The following is a 20,172-nucleotide window of genomic DNA, read 5'->3' on the forward strand; positions in this document are numbered from 1 at the left end:
ATCACAGCGCCCAAAAGGTCGATGTGCCGCACGACGGGCTTCACATAGCGCTTCTTCACGTCATCCTCCTTTCCCCATCTATTGGCCCGGACGTTAAGTGATCGTAAGCTCCGGTACACACCCCGTCAAGCACTCCAGTCCCGTACACATTGGGCGACCTCAAGCCCCTCGAGGCCGACGGCTCCTATAACACCCTGACTGCATTCGGTCAAGAACTCAGTTTTGCCGGGCAATGATTGTGAGACGGTATTGAGAAGCCACCTTGTGAGGCGTCGCAATGGTTGCGCGGCCATCCTTTTCGCTTAGAATCTTGGAATCTGCTGTGCCTCCCGGTATAACTGATGGAAGGGAAGCGCATATGGGAGTCTCCAGCGAGCTCTCCGGCGACCAGAGAGCGCTGCTGACCCGCACGTTCATCGACCCCTCCTTTCGAAAAGCACTACGAGATGACGCGTCGTCAGCCGTGCGTGCCGCCGGAATCGATCCGTCGAGTGCGTCCGGCGTATCGATGCTCAAGGAGATCGAGTCCTTCTTCGCCCGCGGAGGCGGCGGGCGCGGCCTCGGCGACCTGGCGACGGTGAGCCTGGACATCGCCGCCGCGAAGCCGGCGGCCGATGACGGATCCCCGCGCGTGGCCTTCGTCGTGATGCCGTGGGCCGAGACCCGCTGGGCGTCCATCGGCGTCTCGCTGCTGCAGTCCGCCCTCGCGGCCGACGGCCTGGCGGCCGACGTCATCTACGCCAATCTCGACTTCGCCGAGGCCGTCGGCAACGACACCTACAACCGCATCGGCACCAGCTCGCCGAAGGTGGCGCTGGTCGGCGAGTGGCTGTTCGCCGAACGGTCCGACGGCGCGGACGAGCGCTTCCTCACCGAGGTCCTGCTCGCCGAGCACGCGGACTTCGCCGACTTCGCCACCGTCTACCGGCTCGGCGAGATCAAGGAGCTGACCGAGCCGTTCCTCGACGCGCTGGCCCGCCACGAGATCTGGGGCCGCTACGACATCGTCGGCTTCACCTCGACCTTCCAGCAGAACGCCGCCAGCTTCGGGCTCGCCAAGCGCCTCAAGCGGCTCCGCCCCGACCTGACGATCATCATGGGCGGTGGTAACTGCGAGGGCCCCATGGGCTCGGCGGTCCTGCGCAACTACCCCGCCATCGACTACGTCTTCCGCGGCGAGGCCGAGTGGCTGATCAGCCGGTTCGTCCGCGACCTGCGCGCGGCCGGCGCCCGCCCCGGCTGGGTCGAGTCCGACACGTTCTGGAGCGACCGCGTGGAGCCGCATCCGGGCGGCCGAGCCGTCATCGAGGCCGGCACCGCCCCCAGCATGGACGACCTGCCGGTGCCCCAGTACCACGACTTCTACGCGCGGCTGCGGACCACCCGCCCGGGCAGCACCCTGCCCGTCGAGACCGCCGTCCCGCTGGAGACCTCGCGCGGCTGCTGGTGGGGCGACAAGAAGCACTGCACGTTCTGCGGGCTGAACGGCCTGACGATGGCGTTCCGCAGCAAGTCGGCCGCCAGGGCCTTCGACGAGCTGCGCCGGCTGGTGCACGAGTACGGCAAGGGCGGCAAGCGCCGCACGGACGTCCTCGTCGTGGACAACATCCTCGACTACCGCTACTTCAATGACCTGCTGCCGATGATCGCGCAGTCGGATCTGAAGGTGACACTCCACTACGAGGTGAAGGCCAACCTCCGTCTCGACCAGCTCATGCTGCTGCGCGACGCGGGCGTCTACCACCTGCAGCCCGGCATCGAGTCGATGAGCAACCGGCTGCTGGAGGCCATGCGCAAGGGCACCACCAGGCTGCGCAACCTGCAGACCATGAAGTGGTGCACGGAGCTGGGCATCGACGTGTCGTGGAACTACCTGCACGGCTTCCCCGGAGAGACCGACGACGACTACGCCGACCTGCCGGAGCTGTTCGGCCTCGTCACGCACCTGTCGCCGCCCGAGCACGTCGGCCCCGCCCGCGCCGACCGGTTCAGCCCCTTCTACGAGTCCGGCGCCGACTTCGGCATCGTCGAGCTCGAACACGAGATCGCCTACGACCACATCTACGCCGACCTGCCCCGCGCCGAGCGCCGGGACATGGCGTACTTCTTCCGGATGCGCTGCGACCGGCCGCTCGCGTCCGAGGGCGTGCTGGCCGCGTTGCGGGCGGCGGCCGACCGGTGGCGCCGTGACCATCCCGAGTCGCGGCTGGAGGCGTCCTGGATGGGCGATCACCTGCGCGTGCTCGACACCCGCCCGGCCCGCCCGCACCCGGAGAGGGAGTTCGACCTCGACCCGGCGGCGAGCAGCGTGCTCATCGCGCTCGACCAGCTCAGGTCGGCGAAGGCGATCGAGCGCGCGCTGCCCGTGCCGGTGCCCGCCGAGGAGATCGCGGGCGCTCTCGACCGGCTGCTCGCGGCCGGCCTCGTCGTACGCGACGACGACAGCTATCTGGGCCTGCCGATCCTGCACCGGCGGCGGATGCCGGGCCCGAAGCCCGCGGTCCGGGTGCCGAAGCAGCTTCCCGTGCTGACCGGAGCCGCCTGACTCCGCAGCCGCCAGGCTCCCCCGTTCTCCCCCTGAGGGCCGTCACCCGCGACGGCCTTCACAGCTTTGAGGAAGTCACCGTGACGGAGACCGCTTTCCGCTTTCCCACCGACAAAAGGCCAGGACCGTTCGACCCGCCGGACGTCTTCCGCAAGATCCGCGAGGAGCGTCCCCTCACCCCCATGACGTTCGCTGACGGGCACGAGGGCTGGCTCGCCTCCAGCCACCGCATCGTCAGGAAGATCCTCTCCGACGACCGGTTCAGCAACCGGCGCGAGCTCATGCACCTGCCGGTCGCGCGGGACATCTCCACGAAGCGGCAGCCGTCCGAGCCCGGCATGTTCATCCGCATGGACCCGCCGGAGCACACGCGCTACCGCCGGCTGCTCATCGCCCAGTTCACGGTCCGGCGCATCAAGCAGCTCGAACCGCGCATCACCGCGGTCATCAACGACCGATTGGACGCCATGGAACGCTCGGGCGGCCCCGTCGATCTCGTCGAGGAGTTCGCCATCCCGATCCCGTCGGCCGTCATCTGCGACCTGCTGGGCATCCCGGAGAGCGAGCGCGGCGAGTTCCAGCGGGCGATGGGCGTCGCCGTGAACCTCAACACCAAGCAGAAGGACCTCGTCGAGGCGTTCCTCACGATGCAGAGCCTGTTCCCGCCGCTGATCGCGGGCAAGCGGGCACGGCCGACGGACGACTTCTACAGCGACCTGATCAACAACAGCGACCTCACCGACGAGGAGCTCACCAACATCGGCTTCATGTTGTTCGGGGCGGGTTTCGAGACCACCGCCAACATGCTGGGGCTCGGCGCCTTCGCGCTGCTGGAGCATCCCGAGCAGGTCGCGGCGCTGCGCCAGGACCCGTCGCTGATCGACAGCGCGGTCGAGGAGCTGCTGCGCTATCTCACCATCATTCACATCGGCCCGATGCGGGCGGCCCTGGAGGACGTGGAGATCGAGGGCGTCACCATCAAGAAGGGCCAGGTGGTCTGCATGTCGCTGTCGGCGGCCAACCGCGACCCCGAATGCTTCGACGACCCCGAGCGGCTCGACCTCACCCGGTTCACGCGCGCGGGGCGGCGGATGGGCCATCTCGCCTTCGGGCACGGCATCCACCAGTGCCTCGGCCAGCAGCTCGCCCGCAGCGAGATGCGCTTGGCGTTCCCCGCGCTGTTCGAACGCCTCCCCGGCCTGCGCCTCGCCGTGCCCCGCGAGGAGGTGCCGACCAGGGAGGCCAGCGTCATCTACGGCCTGGAACGCCTGCCGGTCACGTGGTGACCTCCTGTCCGGCCTCGGGCTCATGCGTACGGGTGCGCTCGGCCCAGGCCACGGCCGGGGGCAGCAGGAGGCCGGCGGCGACCATCAGGGCGCCGAGCGCGATCCAGCCGGGGACGCCGACGCCGAGCACGAGCACCGCCAGCAGGTACGGCCCCGCCGCGCCCGCCAGGCCCTGCCCGAGCCCGAACACGCCGCTGTACTCACCCTGAAGCTCGACCGGCGCGAGCCCGAAGCTCAGCTCGAACTCGGCGGCGGCGTAGCGCAGCTCGGCCAGCGTCATCACGATCGTGCCGGCCACGAGGATCACCGTCGCGGCCACGGCGCCGAGCCCGGACGTCAGGCCGTAGAGCACGAATGCGGCCAGCAGCCCGAAGCTCGCGACCCGGGCCGCGCGCCCGGCGAGAAGCACGCCGTCGATGCCTTTTGTCGCGGGCAATTGCAGCAGCGCGACCATGACGGTGTTGATGGTGACGAGAATGGCGACGAGCGTGCGCGGAGCCTCGGTGTGCTGCACGATCCACAGCGGTATCGCGAATGTCAGCACCGGCCCCTGCAGAGAAAGGACGCCGCACAGTACGGTGACCGCCAGAAATGGCCGGTCCCGCAGCGCCACGCCGGTTTTCGCCGCGGATTTCGTGCGCAGCGGTTCGAGTTTCGGCAGCATCATCACCAGCAGCACATTCACCGCGAACGTCGCCGCGTTCGCGAGAATGAGCACGGTATAGGCCGCCTGGGTGTCGACGGTGATGACGACGCCGGCCGCGAGCGCGCCGACGCTCGATCCGATGTTGACGAGCGAGCGCAGGACGGCGCGCAGCCGGGTGGCGCCGGCGCCGCCGATGCGGCGGAAGACCGGCATGCGCGCGGTCTGGCTGGCCGCCGCGGCGAACTGGCTCACGCACGCGACGAGCACGAAGAGCGGGAGCGAGTCGACCAGCAGGAAAGCGGCCATGGCCAGGGCTTCGACCACCAGGAACCAGGCCCACAGCCGGCGCGGGCCCCACCGGTCGGCCATCCGCCCCACCGGGATGCCGGCGGTGAGCGCGACGAAGCCGGCGATGGTCAGTCCCGCACCGACCTCCACGGCGGACAGGCCGGCGACCCGGGTGAAATACAGCGCACCCGCGGTGATGAAGAGCCCGTTTCCCGCGGTGTTGACCAATGTCGAGACGGCGAGGACCCGGCGCGGCCCGGTTTGCATCTCGACGGATTCGAGCAGGCGCCTGCCCCACCCTTTCGTCTGCTCTTCTGGAGCCGCGGACATCATCTGCACCGGTCCACGGAAATGACATCGGCCACTACAGCGTGCACCTGCGATCCAATCTTCAGAGGCCCGGGGTCAGGCCGTTTTCAGAAAGCTCAGCGAGTGCCCGTCAAATGCCGAGAGTTGTCATATGCGACCTGACTTTCCCTCAGGATTCACGGTAAGGGGGACTTTCGGTCATGTTAAGTGGATCAAGAAGGGCCGCGCAAGGGTCTGTCAGCCGTGTAAGGGTCTTTCACGCGCCGCCGGGCTCGGCGTTTCGCTCCCACATCGACTTCATCTCGGCGAACCCCTGCTCCATGATCCCCACCATGGCCCGCCTGGCGCGCTCGCCGTCGCGGCGCTGGATCGCCTGGGCCACGTCGGTGTGCAGGTGCAGCGCCTCCTCGTCCGGATAGTGCGGCATCAGGTGGTAGTGGTGGCGTCCCGCGAGCACCTCGGCGACGATCACGTGGAGCTTTTCGAACATCTCGTTGCCGGACGCGGCCAGCACCCGCCGGTGGAACTCGATGTCGAGGTCGAGGAAGCGCTGCTCGTCGCCGGCCTTGCCGGCGGCCCACATCTTGGCCGCGAGGCCCACCAGCTCGCTCGCGTCGTCGTCGCTGATGTGGGCGGCGGCCAGCAAGGCGGCGTGCGGCTCGACGGCGGTGCGCAGCTCCGTGATCGAGCGCATCTGCGCCATGCGCCCGTCGGAGGCGAGCCGCCAGCGGATCACCTGCGGGTCGAAGACGTTCCAGGCGCTGGGGGGCTGGATCATGATGCCGACGCGGCGCCGGGTCTCGATCAACCCCATGGACGCCAGCACGCGCAGCACCTCGCGGATCACCGAGCGGGACACCTGATAGCGGTCGATCAGGTCGTCGATGCTGATGACCGAGCCGGCGGGGATGTCGCCGTTGCAGATGACGGTGCCGAGCCGGTCGAGGACGCGAGCGTGCAGCCCAGCCTCGGCAGGGGCGGATGGGGTTGGTGCGCCCATGGGGGAGGACTGAGTCACATATAAAGCATATCTATCGAGAGACGACTCTTGAATAAGTCTGCTTTTTTGTCCTAGCATCCCCGCATTAACCCGATGTAACGGAAACATGGCGCGTTGGGGGCAGCGACCATGACAGAAAGGCGAGATCACGTGCGACATCGGTCGATCATCGGTGCATCTCTGGCCGTGGTGGCGTCCTTGACCCTGTCCGCCTGCGGCGGCGACGACGGCGAAGGCTCGTCCACCACGCTGCGGGTCACGCTGGCCAACCACGTGTGGACCGACAACATCAAGAAGGCGCTGCCCGAGTTCGAGAAGCAGAGCGGGCTCAAGGTCGAGGTGACCCAGCTCGGCGAGGACCAGCTCTCCGACCAGTACAACGTCAAGCTGAACGCCGGCTCCGCCGACATCGACGTGATGATGTACCGCCCCCTCCAGGAGGGGAAGCTCTTCGCCAAGAACAAGTACCTGGCCGACCTGACCGACCGGGTCAAGGCCGCCGCGAACTGGAACTACTCCGACTTCCAGGCCGGGCCCGTCGAGGCCACCACGTACGAGGGCAAGCCGGTCGGCGTGCCCATCATCACCGAGCAGGAGGTCCTCTACTACCGCAAGGACCTGCTGGAGAAGGCCGGGCTGGACGCGCCGCCGAAGACCCTCGACGAGCTGAAGGAGGCCGCGCTCAAGATCAAGCAGAGCGAGCCGGACGTCGCCGGGTTCGTCGCGCGCACCGGCAAGTCCGCTGCCGTCACGCAGTTCTCCAGCTTCCTCTACAGCTTCGGCGGCGACTTCATGGACGCGAGCGGCAAGGCCGCGGTCGCCACCGACGCGGCCAAGCAGGCGTACGCCTACTACGGCGGCCTCATCAAGGACGCCGGCCCGGCCAACGTCAGCACCGACATGAGCTGGCCCGAGGCGATGGCCATCTTCACCCAGGGCAAGGCCGCCTTCTACACCGAGGCCAACTCGCTCTACCAGAACGCCACCGACCCCGCGAAGTCGAAGGTATCCGACAAGGTGGGCTTCGCGCCGTTCCCTGAGGGGCCGGCCGGGTCGAAGCCGTACAACATCCCGTCGTGGGCGCTGGGCATCAACGCGGCCTCCGAGAACGCGGACAACGCGTGGAAGTTCATCGAGTGGGCCACCAGCAAGGAACAGACGCTCGCCCAGCAGAAGGCCGGCGTCCCGGGCGCCCGTACGTCCGTGTGGGAGGACCCCGAGGGCACCTCGACCTTCCCGAAGGATCTGGCGGAGGCCATCGCGGCCAGCACCAAGGGCGGCGTCGGTCATGACCGGCCGCTGGTGGTGAAGGTCGCCGAGTCCCGCGAGATCGTCGGGCAGCCCATCGTCGACGCGATCACCGGCAAGGACGCGGCGGCGGCCGCCGACACCGCCAACGCCGCGTTCCAGAAGTTCCTGGACGACGAGGCCAGGTAGCCGCTCTACCTCGCCTCTTCACTGGAGATCCCGTGGCAACGACCACCACCGAGCCACCGCGCAGCGCGTCCACCGAGACCCCCGTCACCCCCGGGTGGGCGCGCTGGGTGGACGATCACCGCAAATGGCTCTTCGCCGCGCCGGCGATGACGTTCGTCGCCGTGCTGCTCGTCTTCCCGCTGGCCTGGACGATCTACCTCAGCCTCACCGACGCCGAGGGCTCCGTCCGCGCGGAGAGCGACTTCGTCGGCCTGCGGAACTACCTCGACGTCCTCACCGACACCGAGCGGTTCTGGCCCGCCGTCGGCAGAACGGCCGCCTTCACCCTCACGGCGCTGCTGTTCGAGGTGGTGCTCGGGATGGCGATCGCGCTGCTGCTGTGGCGGCCGTTCAAGGGCGAGCGGTGGGTCCGCGTCGCCATCCTGCTGCCGCTCGTCGCCACCCCGGTCGCGGTCGGCATGATGTGGCGGCTCATCTTCGACGCGAACATCGGCCTGGCCAACCAGATACTCGGCTGGTTCGGCATCTCCCCACAGCCCTGGCTGGCGGGCCAGCACACCGCGCTGCCCACCACAATCCTCATCGACGTGTGGCAGTGGACGCCGATGGTGGTGCTGATCCTGCTCGCCGGGCTCACCTCGCTGTCCGACGAGCCGCAGGAGGCCGCGCTCATCGACGGCGCGGGCACCTGGCAGCGGTTCAGGCACATCACGCTGCCGCTGCTGACGCCCACCCTGACCGTCGCGGTCCTGCTGCGCGGCATCGACGCGCTCAAGACCTTCGACATCCTGTACGCCACCAAGGGCCGCGGCGGCGGCTCCTTCCACGAGGTGGAGACGCTCAACGTGTACGCCTACGGGCTCAGCTTCGACTACAACGAGTACGGCGTCTCGTCCACCGTCCTCATCCTCTTCTTCCTCATCATCATCGGGGCGATGTGGGCCCTGACCGCCCGGCGCAAGGAGGCACGGCGATGAGGCTGCGGCCCGCGTACCGGATCTTCCGCGCGGTGGCGCTCACCGTCGTGGTGCTCGTGCTCATCGCGCCGCTGGTGTGGATGGTCGCCGCGTCGCTCAAGACGAACGTCGACATCTACGACCCCGCTAAGGCGCTGGCCTTCTCCCCCACGCTGGACAACTACGGCAAGGTGCTCCAGCAGGCCAACTACATCGACTTCATACTCAACAGCCTGTGGGTGGCGTTCGCCGCCACGGTGGCCTCGCTCATCCTGGGCGTGCCGGCCGCGTACTCGATGAGCCGGTTCAACATGAAGAAGTCGGCGCTGGTCGTGCTGATGGCCCGGATCATCCCCGGCGTGTCGCTGCTCGTGCCGTGGTTCTACGTCTTCTCCAACCTGCGCATGGTCGGCGGCTTCGGGGTGCTGATCATCAGCCACATGTTCGTCTCGCTGCCGCTCGTGGTCTACATCATGATGGGCTACTTCGACAGCCTGCCCACGGAGCTGGAGGAGGCGGCGCTGGTGGACGGGCTGACGCACGTCGGCGCGTTCCGGCGGATCACGCTGCCGCTGTCGGTGCCGGGCGTCGCCACCGCGGGGATCCTGTCGTTCATCTTCTCGTGGAACAACTTCATGTTCGCGCTGGTGCTGTCCGACGCGGACACCAAGACCCTGCCCGTGGCGATCTTCGACTTTGTCGGGTACGCCAGCATCGACTGGGGCGGCCTGATGGCCGCGACCACCGTGGTCACGCTGCCGATCATGGTGATCGCGCTCTTCGTCCAGAAGTACGTGGTCTCCGGCCTGACCGCCGGCGCCACCAAGGGCTGAGGCGCGGTCAGGGGCGGTCGAAGAGTCCGCGTTCGAAGGCGGCGGCGACGGCGGCGGCGCGGTCGTTGACGCCGAGCTTGGCGTAGATGTGCAGCAGGTGGCTCTTGACCGTGGCCTCGCTGATGAACAGGCGCGCGGCGGCCTCCCTGTTGGTGCAGCCCCGGGCGATCAGGCCGAGCACCTCCAGCTCGCGGGCGCTGAGCGGGTCGGACGGCGCGCGTACCCGGCCGAGCAGGCGGGTGGCCACCGACGGCGAGAGCACCGACTCGCCACGGGCGGCGGCGCGGACGGCGCGGACCAGCTCGTCGGGCATCGCGTCCTTGAGCAGGTAGCCGGTGGCGCCCGCCTCGATGGCGGGCAGCACGTCCCGGTCGGTGTCGTACGTGGTCAGCACGAGCACCCTGGCCGTGCTCCCCCGCTCGGCCAGCCGCTTGATCGCGGTGACGCCGTCGGTGCCCGGCATCCGCAGGTCCATGAGGATGACGTCGGGCCGCAGCTCCTCGGCGAGCGCGACCGCCTGCGCGCCGTCGCCCGCGACCCCGACCACCTCGATGCCGGGCTCCCCCGCGAACATGCCGCACAGCCCGTCGCGGACGATGGGGTGGTCGTCGACGACGATCAGCCGGATGGACGCCTCGTGCAACGCGGTCATCGGGGCTCCCTGGCGGGGACGGTGGCGGAGACGGCGGTGCCCGTGCCTGGCTCGGACTCGATCTCCAGCGTGCCGTCGAGCGCGGAGACGCGCTGCCGCATGGACGTCATGCCGAAGCCGCCACCGGTGCCCGGCACGAACCCGCGTCCGTCGTCGCGCACATCCAGTGTGACCACGTCGTCCATGTACGACACGGTGACGCCGACGCGGGAGGCACGGGCGTGCTTGGCCACGTTCGCGAGCGCCTCCTGGCAGACCCGCAGCAAGGTCACCTCCACCTCGGGGTGCAGCGGCCTGGCCGTCCCCGTCGTCGTGTACGCGGCCGGGACGCCGTGCACGGACTCCCACCGCCGCACCACGTCGGCCAGCGCCTCGGGCAGCCGGGCGGACTCCAGCTCGGCCGGGCCCACGGCGTGCACGGACCGGCGCGCCTCGGCCAGGCTCTCCCTGGCCAGGCGGGCGGCGTTGTCGAGGTGACGGCGCCAGGCGTCGCGATCGTCCTCGGCCTTCACCGCGGCCTGGATCTGCGTGATGATCCCGGTCAGCCCCTGGGCCAGCGTGTCGTGGATCTCCCTGGCCATGCGCTGCCGCTCGTCGGTGACGCCGGCCTCGCGGGCCTGCAGGAGGAGCTGGGCCTGCAGCCCGGCGTTCTCCCGCATGGTCTCCTCGAGCCTGGCGTTGGTGGCGGCGAGCTGCTCGACCATCTGCTGCCTGCGTACGCTCTGATCGTTGATCATGTCGCCGAAGAGGCTGAACAGCACGACCATGACCACGATGGCGGCGATGACCAGCACGTACGAGGAGATGAGGGCCGGATCGGGCCCGGGCAGCCCGCCGAAGAAGCCGGTGACGGCGGCCGCCGCCGTGGCCGCCACGCCCGCGATCCGCCAGCGTCCGCGCAGCAGCTGCCATGAATGCAAGTAGCCGATGAAGGCGTAGAAGCCGGCGAACCATGGGCTGAGCAGGCCGAGCGCGGCGATGAGCGCGACCAGGCCGGCGATGTAGACGGCGGCGCCCCTGGCGCTCGCCGTGCGGGCGGGGCACAGCGTGACCAGCCACGCCGTCCAGGCCGCCGCGAGCGTGCTCAGCACGATCACCGCGTTCCGCTGAACCGTCGTGAGGTCCTCGGTGAGCAGCGCGAGCCCGGCGGAGACGACGAGCAGCACGTAAGGCACGGCGGCGAGACCGAGGGTCACGCGCGTGTGCGCGGTCTCGGGTTGCTCGCTCACGCGTACCTCACTCCCAGCGGAAGATTCGCGCCGCGACCCCACCAACTACCAGCGCATATGCCGCCATTATGGCAAGAATGAGGGGTTGTGTCGCCGCCCCGCTCCAGGCGTCGAACACGGCCTGGCGGAACAACCCCAGCGGGGTCCACTCCCCGATCGCGGCCAGCACCTCAGGCATGGCCTCCTTGGGCTGCATCAGGCCGCCGAGGAAGGCGAGCGGGAAGTAGAGCAGCACGCCGATGCCGTTCGCGGCCCGGCCGCTCGGCGCGGTCGCGGCGATGAGCAGGCCGATCGCGAAGACCGCCGAGGTGCCGAGCAGGAACGCGACCGCCATGGTCACGGCTCGCGCCGGCACGGCCGCCGAGAAGGCCGCGACCGAGACGCCCACGAGCAGCGCCGAGGCGAGCACCGCGAAGACGAGCTGCAGCGTCAGCTGCACGCCCAGCAGCGTGACCGGGCTGACCGGGGTCGTGGACAGCCGGCGCAGGATGCCCCGCTCCCGGTACGTGGCCAGCGTGGTCGGCACCATGTAGAGCCCCACCAGGCCCACCGCGACCGTCATCGACATCGCGGGCAGCGCGACGTCCCCGGGAGCGGCGCCGCTGCCGAAGACCGCCAGGATGAACAGCGGAATCACCATGCTGAAGATCGCGCCGGGGTCGCGCAGCAGCAGCTTGGACTCGACGCGGGCGAGACTTCCGAAGCCGGTCACGCGTCCTCCCCGCCGTCGAACGGACGTCCCGTCAGGGCGGCGAACGCGTCGTCCAGCGTGTGCTGATCGACGCGCAGCCCGGCCACCGGCACGCGCTCACGCGCCAGCGCGGACGTCACCGCGACCGCGAACTCCCCGCGCCCCGCCACGATCACCTGCTCGCCCTGGCGGGTCACCGACACCACCCCGGGCAGCCCCGTCAGCAGCGCGTCGTCGAACGGCGCGAGCGGCTTGAACCGCAGGTGCTGATCGGCGTCCACGGCGGAGATCAGGTTCGCCGGGGTGTCGAGCGCGACGATCCTGCCCCGGTCGAACACCGCGACCCGGTCGCACAGCTCCTCCACCTCGTCCATGAAGTGGCTCACCAGGACGACCGTGACGCCCGCCGCGCGTACCCGCTTGATCAGCTCCCAGGTGGCGCGGCGCGCGGCCGGGTCCAGGCCCGTCGTCAGCTCGTCGAGGAAGGCCACCTTCGGATCGCCCACCAGCGCCAGCGCGATGAACAGGCGCTGCTTCTGCCCGCCCGACAGCGCCCCGAACCTGGCCTTGCGCCGGTCGGCCAGCCCCCAATCCTCCAGGAGCCCCCGCCAGTCCCTGGGGGATCGGTAGAAGGAGGCGAAGAGCTGCAGCGCCTCCTCCACCTTGATGTTCTCCGGCAGCAGCGACTGCTGGAGCTGCACGCCGACCTGGTGGCTCAGCTCCCGCCGATCCTTGACCGGGTCCAGCCCGAGCACCCTGACCGAGCCGCCGTCCGGCCGGCGCAGCCCCTCGATGCACTCCACCGTCGTCGTCTTGCCCGCCCCGTTGGGGCCGAGGATGCCGAAGATCTCACCCTCCGCCACGGAGAACGAGACCTCGTTCACCACCGGCAGCCCGCCGTACCGTTTGACGAGCGCGTCCACCTCGATAACCGCCATGCCCCTACTGTGGCGGGAGAGGCCCCTCGCCCGAATCGCCCGGCCGGCCACGAACCGGCGCCGATACGGCTGAGCCGCGAATCAACCGATCGGTGGATGCGCGGCTTACGTGTGGTCCTTGTCCTTGTTCCAGTCGCACCGGGGATGGTCGGTCTTGTACACCGAGCGGAAGTTGGCGAGCGACATCCACCCGTGCGTCCTGGTGCCCTTGATCCGCCCGTAGACCCAGAGGTTGCCGTGGGAGTTCTTCCTCCAGCAGTGGAAGTAGAGCACCTGCCCCGCGCGCATCCGGGTGACGTTGCACGCGCCTTGGGCCGGGTCCTTCTTCAGGTTGAACGACCCCTTCATCACCCCATAGCCGTCGTCCAGGTTGGGCCCGGTCGTCGTGCTGACGCGCGCACATCTGACGTACCACTGCTCGTCCTTGGGAGGCCCGGCTGCCACAGCGTGGGCGGCCGGGACTCCCGACAGGGCGACTCCGGCGGCCACCAGCGCCACCGCAGCCTTGCTCAGCAACCGCATATGCCTCTCCCATCCCTCGAAGTGACTTCTCGATCAGAAGTCTGGGCATGGGCGTGTTGAGGATGTGTTGAGAACGTGTTGATCCATCACTCCCGGAAGCGGCGGCGCAGCCGGGCCAAGAGCTCCCACAGCCTGGGCAGGAGGGCGGCAAGAGCGAGGGCGGCGAGGACGAGGAGCAGGTTGCGGCCGTAAGCCAGCGGCAGGATCGACGGGTTGTCGCCGCGGCGGCCCAGGGCGAGCACGGTCGGCAGGGTCGCGAGCGTCACCGTGCCCGCCACGATCGCGGCGGCCCGCACCGCCCAGCCCGTCCTGCGCAGTGCCAGCCCGGCCAGCAGCACCAGAGGCACGAGGATCGCGTCGTGCGCCACCGCCGCGCCGCCGAACCACACGGCCCAGCCCACCGGATTGCTCTCGGCGATGAGCCCGGCGAAGCCGAGCAGCACCAGGGCGGCGCCGGCCGCGTACATGATCCATCTCATGCGACCCGCACCGTCCCCACCCACTTGGTCTGCATGACGCCCGGCCGGTTCGGGGCGATGAGGCGTACCGGATAGCCGTGGTCGGGGTCGAGCGTGCGGCCGTTGAGCTTGAGCGCGAGCAGGGTGAGCGGGTCCTGCCAGTGCGGCGGGCGCACCTCGCTGCTGCGGTAGTAGCCGTTGCGCTCCAGCGACTCGACGGTCAGGAACGCGTCGGGCGCGCCGCCGGCCGCGGCGATCAGGTCGCGCAGGCGCACGCCCGTCCACTCGCACTCCACGCTCCACCCCTCCACGCAGGCGATCGGCAGCCGCACCGTGTGCTGCGGCATGCGGGCCAGCTCGGCGTAGCTGATCGACAGTTCCGTACGTACGGCGCCGGTCACGACCAGCCGGTACGCCGGGTCGCCGAGCACTTGCGTGACCCCGGCCGCCGCGGCGGACCTGTTGACCGGCACGCCCTGCGGCCCCACGTCCGGATCGCGCGGCGCGAGCACCGCGAGCCGCTTGAGCGGCGTGACGGTCTCGCCCGCGGTGACCAGCGCCGCCACGCCGCACGCGGCGGCCACCGTGGCGAGGAAGCGGCGGCGGTCCGGCTGCTCCACCCGCGTCCAGGCGTGCCGCCTGACCTTGGCCCACTCGTTGGCGACGTGGATGACGAGCGCGCCGTACACGATGAACGCCGTCCAGTAGTGCGCCTGCACGAACCCGAACGGCCACAGGTACGTGTAGGCGATGTTCATCAGCCCCGTGACGAGCTGGAACAGCGCCCCCGCGACCAGCAGCAGCACCGACAGCCGCTCGGCCGCGTGCCCGGCCGAGCGCAGCGGCGGCCACTGCCACAGCTTGGGATAGACCGTCCACAGCTTGGCGAGCAGCAGCGGGACCGTGGCGATGCCGCCGATGACGTGCAGTCCCTGCGTCACCCGGTAGAGGTTGACCGGCCGCGACGGCCACAGCAGCCAGGCGGGCGTGTGCTGGACGAAGTGGCTGAACAGCCCGGTCGCGAACGCGACGGTGAAGCTGACGCCCAGCCACATGCCCAGTTTGGCCGCCACCTGCTCCGAGTGCAGTGTGCTGGTGAACCGGCCGGCCAGCGACTTCGCCACGTCCTCGGCTCGTCTCAGTCGGCTGCTCATCGTCCCGCCCCGGTTACACGTGCTCGCGGATGTAGCGGACCAGGCCGGCGACGTCCTCGGGGACGAGGCGGCCGATGGCGCCGCTGGAGTAGACGCTGATCAGGACCCGGCCGTTCGGGTCCAGCACGAAGCCGGTCGACTGGAGGTAGAGCGGGTCTTCGTTGACGAACGCGCCCGTGGCGGCGGCGAACGCATGGGCGTCCGCGCCGTACCCCACCGGGAACTCCAGGCCGTGCTTGTGGATCGTCTCCTTGGTGGTGGCCTCGTCGTCCACGGAGGCCGCCACCACCTTGACGTCCAGGTCGGCCAGCTTGTCCAGCGAGCGCTGGAACGCGCGGAGCTGGGCGTTGCAGTACGGGCACCACGCGCCCCGGTAGAAGAGCACCACGCCGTAGTGGCCGGCGAGCGCGCCCGGCAGGTCGAGGGTCTGCCCGCCGGGCAGGGTCAGGGTGAGGCCGGGGAAGGTGTCTCCGGTGTCGAGCAGGCTCATCTCGTCGTTTCCTCTCTCGGGGTGATGGCTGGTCAGGCGGCGTCGGCGTCCCAGACCTGGGCGGTGCCGTCGTCGTTCGCCAGGTGGTCGAGCAGCTTCTTCGCCGACTGCTCCGGCGTGATCAGGCGCCCTTCGGCGTGCGTGCGGACGAACCGCTCGTGCAGCGCGGCCCCGATCCTCGCGGGGTCCTGGGCACGGATGTAGGCGGGCATGGCCGTGTCGACCACCCCGGGGCGGTAGACGTTGACGGTGACGCCGGTGCCGTCCAGCTCGAGCGCGAGGTTGATGGTGTGCATCTCGAGCGCGGCCTTGGTGGTGACGTACGCGTTGCCGCCGATCATGCTGGCCGGGCGGGTGACGGCGCCGGTCGAGACGTTGACGACGCGGCCCCAGCCCCGCTCGACCATGCCGGGTGTGAACGCCACCGCGAGCGTCACCGGCGCGAGCAGGTTGATGCGCGTGGCCGCCGCGTAGTCGGCGACGTCCAGGGTGGGCGTGGGCCGCAGCGGCCACACCACGCCCGCGTTGTTGACGAGGATGTCGACCGGGCCCAGCTCGCCGCGCACCCGCTCGATCGCGCGGGACAGCTCGCCCTCGTCGCCCAGGTCGGCGGGCACCACGTACGCGGTGCCGCCCGCCGCCTTGATGATGCCGGCCGTACCGGCCAGCTCGTCCTCCGACCGCACGAGCAGCGCGACCCTCGCGCCGCCCGCGGCCAGACCGGCGGCGATGGCCCGGCCGATCCCCCGGCTTGCTCCGGTGACCAGGGCGGCCCTGCCTGTGAACGAATCGGTCATGCCCCGTTCGCGACGACCGGGGGCGAACCCTTACCGCGATGTGACGCAGGTCACTCGGTGATGGCGGCGAGCAGGCCCTCGAAGTCGTCGTCGCACGGGCCGCAGGCGCGCAGGTGCGCGGCGATGCCCGGATGACGCCGCTCCGCCTCGGCGGGGTCCTCGGCCGCCAGCTCCACGTACACGTGCAGCATGGCCATCGCCTCCTCGCAGCCCACGTCGCGCGGGTCGGTCCGCAGGAAGCGGTCGAGCTCGGCCCAGTCGTTCATGGGCGCCTCACCATCGTGTCGTCCACGTAACCCTTAGCGGCGAGCGCGGCCCTGAGCTTACGCCTGGCGTCGAACATCGTCTTGTAGATGGCGTTGCGGTTGGTGCACAGCTCGGCGGCCAGGACGTCCAGCGGCACGCCGGTGAGCACCAGCGCGACGAAGACGCGGCGCTGATGCTCGGTCAGCGTGTCCTGTACGGCCTGGCGCAGCGCGGCGAGCAGGTCGCGCCACTCCGACTCCCTGGCCGGGTCGAGCCCGAACCGGTCGGGCAGCCGCTCCCACTGCTCGCCCTCCATCGGCACGCCGGGGTCGCGCCAGAAGTGCCGCGCGACCTTCCCCGCCACCTCCAGCACGACGAACTTGTACGCCCAGGTCGTGAACCGGCTCTCACCACGGAAATCGCCGATCTTGCGGGTGATGGCGAGCAGCGCGTCGGAGGTGGCCTGCTGGGCGAGGTCGTCGAGCTCGGGCCCGGTCACGCCGAGCCGCGCAGCGCGCCTGGCCACCTCTTTCCTGGCGATGCGCAGCAGCAGCGCGTGCAGCCGGTCGACGGCCTGCTGACGCTCCGGCGCGGAGCCGCGCAGCGCGCGCACCCACTCGGCCGACTCGTCGTCCAGCGTGACGCGCCCCGGCGAGATGCCTCCCCCCATGCGGGCATGCTACCGAGCCCGCTGGTTGGGCCGGCTAGGTGACGGTGACCAGGCGGAGGATCGCCGTACGCTGCCGCACGGTCCACCAGGCCGCGCCGAACACGCCGAGCACCACCGCCAGGAAGAGCCAGGCCACGGTGAGTCCCGCCGCCTCGACCAGCCAGCCCGCGAGCAGCGAGAAGCCCGCCTTGGCCGTGCCCGCGACCGCGTTGCGCACCACCGCGAACCTGCCCACCTGATCCTCGGGCGGCGCCTGGTTGGTCAGCACCTGCATCGCCATGACGTGGCCGGTCATCACCATGTTCAGCACCAGCATGACCAGCACGACGGCGGGCGGCCACAGCGTCGCGGCCACCGCCGCCGACAGCACGCCGCCCGCGACGAGCGCGGCGTTCAGGAACGTGCGCGAGGACATGCGGCCGCTGGACAGCGCGGCCCCGGCCAGGAAGCCGCCGCAGGTGCTCGCCACGGTGAGGATCGAGTACAGGGTGCTCGAACCGGGCGCGACGGCCTGCGCCAGCGGGACGGTGAGCGTCGAGATGAACGGCAGCGAGCCGCTGCTCGGCACCGAGTACAACAGGATCAGCCGAAGCCGCCCCGCCGCGCCCGCGTCCGGCGCGGAGCCGGTCCCGCGCCCCGGCCCCGTCGCGGGACCGGATCCGCGCGGCTGCTCCGGCTCCGGCACGGGATCGGCCTCCACCTCGGCCCCGGCGGGGGCCTCGGCGGCGGATCGCTCGCCGGCGGGGTTTTCCTCGCCGGACGAGCCCTCGTCGCCGGGGCCGTTCGCGGCGGCCGGGCGGGTATCGGCGTCCGGCCGGGAACCGACCCGCCAGGCCGAGGCCAGGCTCAGCACGTACAGCAGGGCCGCACCGCCGAAACACCACCCGGCGGCACCTGTCTCCAGCACCAGGCCCGCCGCGCCACCGCCGACCAGCCCGCCGACCAGCCCGAGCGAGGTCACCTGCTCGCGCAGCCTGATGCCCGCGGGCGACGGGAACCGCTGCCTGATCACGCGGCCGACGTACGCCTTGTTCAGCGCCTTGACCACGCTCAGCACGCACTGGGCGACGATGAACGCGCCCAGCACCACGTCATGAGACGACCCGGCGGCGTACACCAGGGCGAGGGCGGCCGAGCCGCCGGCCAGTGCCCAGTTGGTGAGGGCGAGCTGCCGCGAGGCGTGCCCGCCGTCCACCCGCTTGCGCAGCACGAGCCCGAGCACGATGCCCGGCACGTACGCGGCGGCGTTGACCACGCCGGTGACGGTGGCGTTGTGGGTCAGCTCGTACGACGCCCAGAGGATGGCGACCGCTTGCAGCGCCTCGGCGACGCTGCTGAGGAGGAAGTAGGCGAGCAGCCAGGCTCCGCCTTGGGGGATACGCGACAACGGTCGAAAGCACTCCTTGTCAGGATCGCCGCCAGCGGATCTCGCCGCCGACGACGGTGGTGAGCACCCGGGTGCGCAGCACCGCCGCCGGCGCCTCCAGGTAGGGGTCGGTGTCCACCGCGATGAAGTCGGCCAGCATGCCGGGCGCGAGCACGCCCTTGCGGTCCTGCTCGCCGGCCGCGTACGCGGCGCCCAGCGTGTGGGCGGTGATCGCCTCGGCCATGGTGAGCCGCTGCTCGGGCTGCCAGCCGCCCTCGGGGGTGCCGTCCTGCCTGGTGCGGGTGACCGCGGCGTACAGGGCGGCGAACGGGTCGGGGCTCTCCACGGGCGCGTCGGAGCCGAACGCGAGCGCGACGCCGGCGTCCAGCATGCCGCGCCAGGCGTACGAGGCGAGGTCGTGCCCGCCGAGCAGCGCGTCCACCAGGGAGATGTCGCTGGTGCAGTGCACCGGCTGCATCGAGGCGACGACCCCCAGCCTGGCCATCCGCGCCAGGTCCTGCGGCCTCAGGTGCTGGGCGTGCTCGATGCGGTGCCGCAGGCCCGGGGTCGGTCCGATCTCCTCGTACGCGTCCAGCACCAGCCGGTTGGCCCGGTCGCCGATGGCGTGCGTGGCCACCGCGATCCCGGCCGCCGCCGCGGTGCGGAAGATGCGGACGAGGTCCTCGTACGGGGTGACCGCGATGCCGGTGTTGCCGTCCTCGCCGGCGAACGGCCGGTGCATGTGGCAGGTGTGCGAGCCGAGCGCGCCGTCGCTGAACACCTTGACCGGCCCCGTCCGGATCCAGTCGTCGCCGTCCCCGGTCCTGCGCCCTTCGGCGATGGCCGCCTCCAGGTGGTCGAGCGGGATCGCCTTGTGCACCCGGATCTTCAGCTCGCCCGCCTCGCGCAGCTCCAGGTAGGCGGCGCGGCAGTCCTCGCCGTCGATGTCGTGCACGCTGGTCACGCCCAGCGCGAGCAGCTCCTCCTGGCCGGCGCGCAGGCGGTCGCGCAGGTCGCCGGAGACCATCAGGGCGCGCAGCGGGGCCGCCGCCGCTTCCCGCAGGATGCCGGTGGGCTCGCCGTCCGCGTCCCTGACGATCTCGCCGCCCACCGGGTCGGGGGTGCTCGCGTCGATGCCGGCCAGCCGCAGTGCGGCGGTGTTGGCCCAGACGGTGTGGGTGTCGGCGTTCGGCAGCGCCACGGGCAGGTCGGGGCAGACCGAGTCGAGCGCGCGGCGGTCGGGCTGGACGGGCGGGTCCCAGGTGTTGCTGTCCCACCGGCCGCCGAACAGCCACCCGCCGGGACGCAGCCTGGCCGCGTGCGCGGCGATCCTGGCCAGCGCCTCGTCCAGGGAACGCGCGTCGCGCAGGTCGACGCCGGTGAGGCTGTTGGCGTACTGGGCGGTGTGGATGTGGGCGTCGTAGAAGCCGGGCAGGACGGCGGCTCCGTCGAGGTCCACCGGCTCCGCCGCCGGGCCCGCCGCCGCGCGCACCTCGTCCTCGGTGCCCACGGCCACGATCCGCTCGCCGTCCACGGCCATGGCCGAAGCGGCGGGAGCGCCGGCGACACCGGTGCGGATGGCGGCGTTGCGGTAGACGAGCATGCGGCGGTGACCTCTCAGTGCCGCTCCCAGCAGGAGTCGCGAAAAGGGCAGGAAGC

20 protein-coding genes are annotated in these 20,172 nt (G+C 70.6%); 5 read left to right on the plus strand and 15 right to left on the minus strand.

Annotation, left to right across the window (positions count from 1 at the left end; translation table 11 throughout):
• The first annotated feature begins 358 nt into the window (after positions 1–358).
• Both ACFMQL_RS11560 and ACFMQL_RS11565 read left to right on the plus strand, forming a co-directional pair.
• Positions 359–2,545, plus strand: coding sequence for a RiPP maturation radical SAM C-methyltransferase (locus ACFMQL_RS11560; protein ID WP_378785624.1), 2,187 nt, complete (start codon positions 359–361; stop codon positions 2,543–2,545).
• A gap of 80 nt (positions 2,546–2,625) precedes the next feature.
• A complete protein-coding gene (locus ACFMQL_RS11565) occupies positions 2,626–3,831 on the plus strand; it encodes a cytochrome P450 (protein ID WP_364063578.1) in 1,206 nt (401 codons plus the stop codon).
• Here ACFMQL_RS11565 and ACFMQL_RS11570 read toward each other — a convergent pair.
• A complete protein-coding gene (locus tag ACFMQL_RS11570) occupies positions 3,821–5,098 on the minus strand; it encodes an MFS transporter (protein ID WP_378790151.1) in 1,278 nt (425 codons plus the stop codon). The two genes, ACFMQL_RS11565 and ACFMQL_RS11570, sit on opposite strands and share 11 nt — an antisense overlap.
• A gap of 232 nt (positions 5,099–5,330) precedes the next feature.
• The gene (locus ACFMQL_RS11575; RefSeq protein ID WP_378785626.1) at positions 5,331–6,092 is read right to left on the minus strand and encodes a FadR/GntR family transcriptional regulator; all 762 of its coding nucleotides are present in this window, start codon (positions 6,090–6,092) and stop codon (positions 5,331–5,333) included.
• Between the two features lie 132 nt (positions 6,093–6,224).
• Here ACFMQL_RS11575 and ACFMQL_RS11580 point away from each other — a divergent pair, with 132 nt between their 5' ends.
• From ACFMQL_RS11580 to ACFMQL_RS11590, 3 genes are read left to right on the plus strand one after another with little or no spacing between them, the layout of a single operon-like run.
• Entirely contained in the window at positions 6,225–7,511 is a 1,287-nt protein-coding gene (locus tag ACFMQL_RS11580; protein WP_378785628.1) for an ABC transporter substrate-binding protein, read from the plus strand.
• 32 nt (positions 7,512–7,543) lie between these two features.
• Positions 7,544–8,488: a carbohydrate ABC transporter permease gene (locus tag ACFMQL_RS11585; protein ID WP_378785630.1), complete on the plus strand. Its 945-nt coding sequence runs from the start codon at positions 7,544–7,546 to the stop codon at positions 8,486–8,488.
• Positions 8,485–9,300 carry a carbohydrate ABC transporter permease gene (locus tag ACFMQL_RS11590; RefSeq protein WP_364063587.1) on the plus strand — a complete coding sequence of 272 codons (816 nt, stop codon included), beginning with the start codon at positions 8,485–8,487 and terminating at the stop codon, positions 9,298–9,300. The genes ACFMQL_RS11585 and ACFMQL_RS11590 overlap by 4 nt, the downstream gene beginning before the upstream one ends.
• Before the next feature lie 7 nt (positions 9,301–9,307).
• Here the strand turns inward: ACFMQL_RS11590 and ACFMQL_RS11595 are convergent, their stop codons facing one another.
• From ACFMQL_RS11595 to ACFMQL_RS11655, 13 genes are all read right to left on the minus strand, one after another.
• Positions 9,308–9,952, minus strand: a complete 645-nt coding sequence (locus ACFMQL_RS11595; protein ID WP_378785632.1) for a response regulator — start codon at positions 9,950–9,952, stop codon at positions 9,308–9,310.
• A complete protein-coding gene (locus ACFMQL_RS11600; protein ID WP_378785634.1) occupies positions 9,949–11,181 on the minus strand; it encodes a sensor histidine kinase in 1,233 nt (410 codons plus the stop codon). Before ACFMQL_RS11600 ends, ACFMQL_RS11595 begins: the two co-directional genes overlap by 4 nt.
• Positions 11,182–11,188: 7 nt before the next feature.
• On the minus strand, positions 11,189–11,893 hold the full coding sequence (locus tag ACFMQL_RS11605) for an ABC transporter permease (RefSeq protein WP_364063592.1): 705 nt from the start codon (positions 11,891–11,893) through the stop codon (positions 11,189–11,191).
• Complete coding sequence (locus ACFMQL_RS11610) at positions 11,890–12,810, minus strand: ABC transporter ATP-binding protein (protein WP_364063595.1); 921 nt, start codon at positions 12,808–12,810, stop codon at positions 11,890–11,892. The genes ACFMQL_RS11605 and ACFMQL_RS11610 overlap by 4 nt, the downstream gene beginning before the upstream one ends.
• Before the next feature lie 105 nt (positions 12,811–12,915).
• A complete protein-coding gene (locus ACFMQL_RS11615) occupies positions 12,916–13,332 on the minus strand; it encodes a hypothetical protein (protein ID WP_364063598.1) in 417 nt (138 codons plus the stop codon).
• 86 nt (positions 13,333–13,418) lie between these two features.
• Complete coding sequence (locus ACFMQL_RS11620) at positions 13,419–13,811, minus strand: hypothetical protein (RefSeq protein WP_378785636.1); 393 nt, start codon at positions 13,809–13,811, stop codon at positions 13,419–13,421.
• Positions 13,808–14,944, minus strand: a complete 1,137-nt coding sequence (locus tag ACFMQL_RS11625; protein ID WP_378785637.1) for a molybdopterin-dependent oxidoreductase — start codon at positions 14,942–14,944, stop codon at positions 13,808–13,810. Before ACFMQL_RS11625 ends, ACFMQL_RS11620 begins: the two co-directional genes overlap by 4 nt.
• Positions 14,945–14,957: 13 nt before the next feature.
• Positions 14,958–15,434, minus strand: coding sequence for a peroxiredoxin family protein (locus ACFMQL_RS11630; protein ID WP_364063607.1), 477 nt, complete (start codon positions 15,432–15,434; stop codon positions 14,958–14,960).
• Between the two features lie 32 nt (positions 15,435–15,466).
• Positions 15,467–16,231 (minus strand): SDR family NAD(P)-dependent oxidoreductase, encoded by a 765-nt coding sequence (locus ACFMQL_RS11635; protein WP_378785639.1) that lies wholly within the window; start codon positions 16,229–16,231, stop codon positions 15,467–15,469.
• Between the two features lie 50 nt (positions 16,232–16,281).
• Complete coding sequence (locus ACFMQL_RS11640) at positions 16,282–16,497, minus strand: hypothetical protein (protein WP_364063613.1); 216 nt, start codon at positions 16,495–16,497, stop codon at positions 16,282–16,284.
• On the minus strand, positions 16,494–17,147 hold the full coding sequence (locus ACFMQL_RS11645; RefSeq protein ID WP_378785641.1) for a sigma-70 family RNA polymerase sigma factor: 654 nt from the start codon (positions 17,145–17,147) through the stop codon (positions 16,494–16,496). The genes ACFMQL_RS11640 and ACFMQL_RS11645 overlap by 4 nt, the downstream gene beginning before the upstream one ends.
• 34 nt (positions 17,148–17,181) lie before the next feature.
• Positions 17,182–18,534 (minus strand): hypothetical protein, encoded by a 1,353-nt coding sequence (locus ACFMQL_RS11650; protein ID WP_378785643.1) that lies wholly within the window; start codon positions 18,532–18,534, stop codon positions 17,182–17,184.
• Positions 18,535–18,553: 19 nt separating this feature from the next.
• Positions 18,554–20,116 carry an amidohydrolase gene (locus ACFMQL_RS11655; protein WP_364063621.1) on the minus strand — a complete coding sequence of 521 codons (1,563 nt, stop codon included), beginning with the start codon at positions 20,114–20,116 and terminating at the stop codon, positions 18,554–18,556.
• Positions 20,117–20,172 lie beyond the last annotated feature (56 nt).

It is taken from the genome of Nonomuraea fastidiosa (genome assembly GCF_042751225.1).
GTDB classification, from domain to species: Bacteria; Actinomycetota; Actinomycetes; order Streptosporangiales; family Streptosporangiaceae; genus Nonomuraea; species Nonomuraea fastidiosa.

Bases quoted from the DNA above. Each gene is read 5' to 3' on its own strand.
- ACFMQL_RS11610 (WP_364063595.1), bottom strand. From the start codon at position 12,810: ATGGCGGTTATCGAGGTGGACGCGCTCGTCAAACGGTACGGCGGGCTG.
- ACFMQL_RS11615 (WP_364063598.1), bottom strand. From the start codon at position 13,332: ATGCGGTTGCTGAGCAAGGCTGCGGTGGCGCTGGTGGCCGCCGGAGTC.
- ACFMQL_RS11595 (WP_378785632.1), bottom strand. From the start codon at position 9,952: ATGACCGCGTTGCACGAGGCGTCCATCCGGCTGATCGTCGTCGACGAC.
- ACFMQL_RS11570 (WP_378790151.1), bottom strand. From the start codon at position 5,098: ATGATGTCCGCGGCTCCAGAAGAGCAGACGAAAGGGTGGGGCAGGCGC.
- ACFMQL_RS11655 (WP_364063621.1), bottom strand. From the start codon at position 20,116: ATGCTCGTCTACCGCAACGCCGCCATCCGCACCGGTGTCGCCGGCGCT.
- ACFMQL_RS11590 (WP_364063587.1), top strand. From the start codon at position 8,485: ATGAGGCTGCGGCCCGCGTACCGGATCTTCCGCGCGGTGGCGCTCACC.
- ACFMQL_RS11645 (WP_378785641.1), bottom strand. From the start codon at position 17,147: ATGGGGGGAGGCATCTCGCCGGGGCGCGTCACGCTGGACGACGAGTCG.
- ACFMQL_RS11630 (WP_364063607.1), bottom strand. From the start codon at position 15,434: ATGAGCCTGCTCGACACCGGAGACACCTTCCCCGGCCTCACCCTGACC.
- ACFMQL_RS11560 (WP_378785624.1), top strand. From the start codon at position 359: ATGGGAGTCTCCAGCGAGCTCTCCGGCGACCAGAGAGCGCTGCTGACC.
- ACFMQL_RS11625 (WP_378785637.1), bottom strand. From the start codon at position 14,944: ATGAGCAGCCGACTGAGACGAGCCGAGGACGTGGCGAAGTCGCTGGCC.
- ACFMQL_RS11635 (WP_378785639.1), bottom strand. From the start codon at position 16,231: ATGACCGATTCGTTCACAGGCAGGGCCGCCCTGGTCACCGGAGCAAGC.
- ACFMQL_RS11620 (WP_378785636.1), bottom strand. From the start codon at position 13,811: ATGAGATGGATCATGTACGCGGCCGGCGCCGCCCTGGTGCTGCTCGGC.
- ACFMQL_RS11640 (WP_364063613.1), bottom strand. From the start codon at position 16,497: ATGAACGACTGGGCCGAGCTCGACCGCTTCCTGCGGACCGACCCGCGC.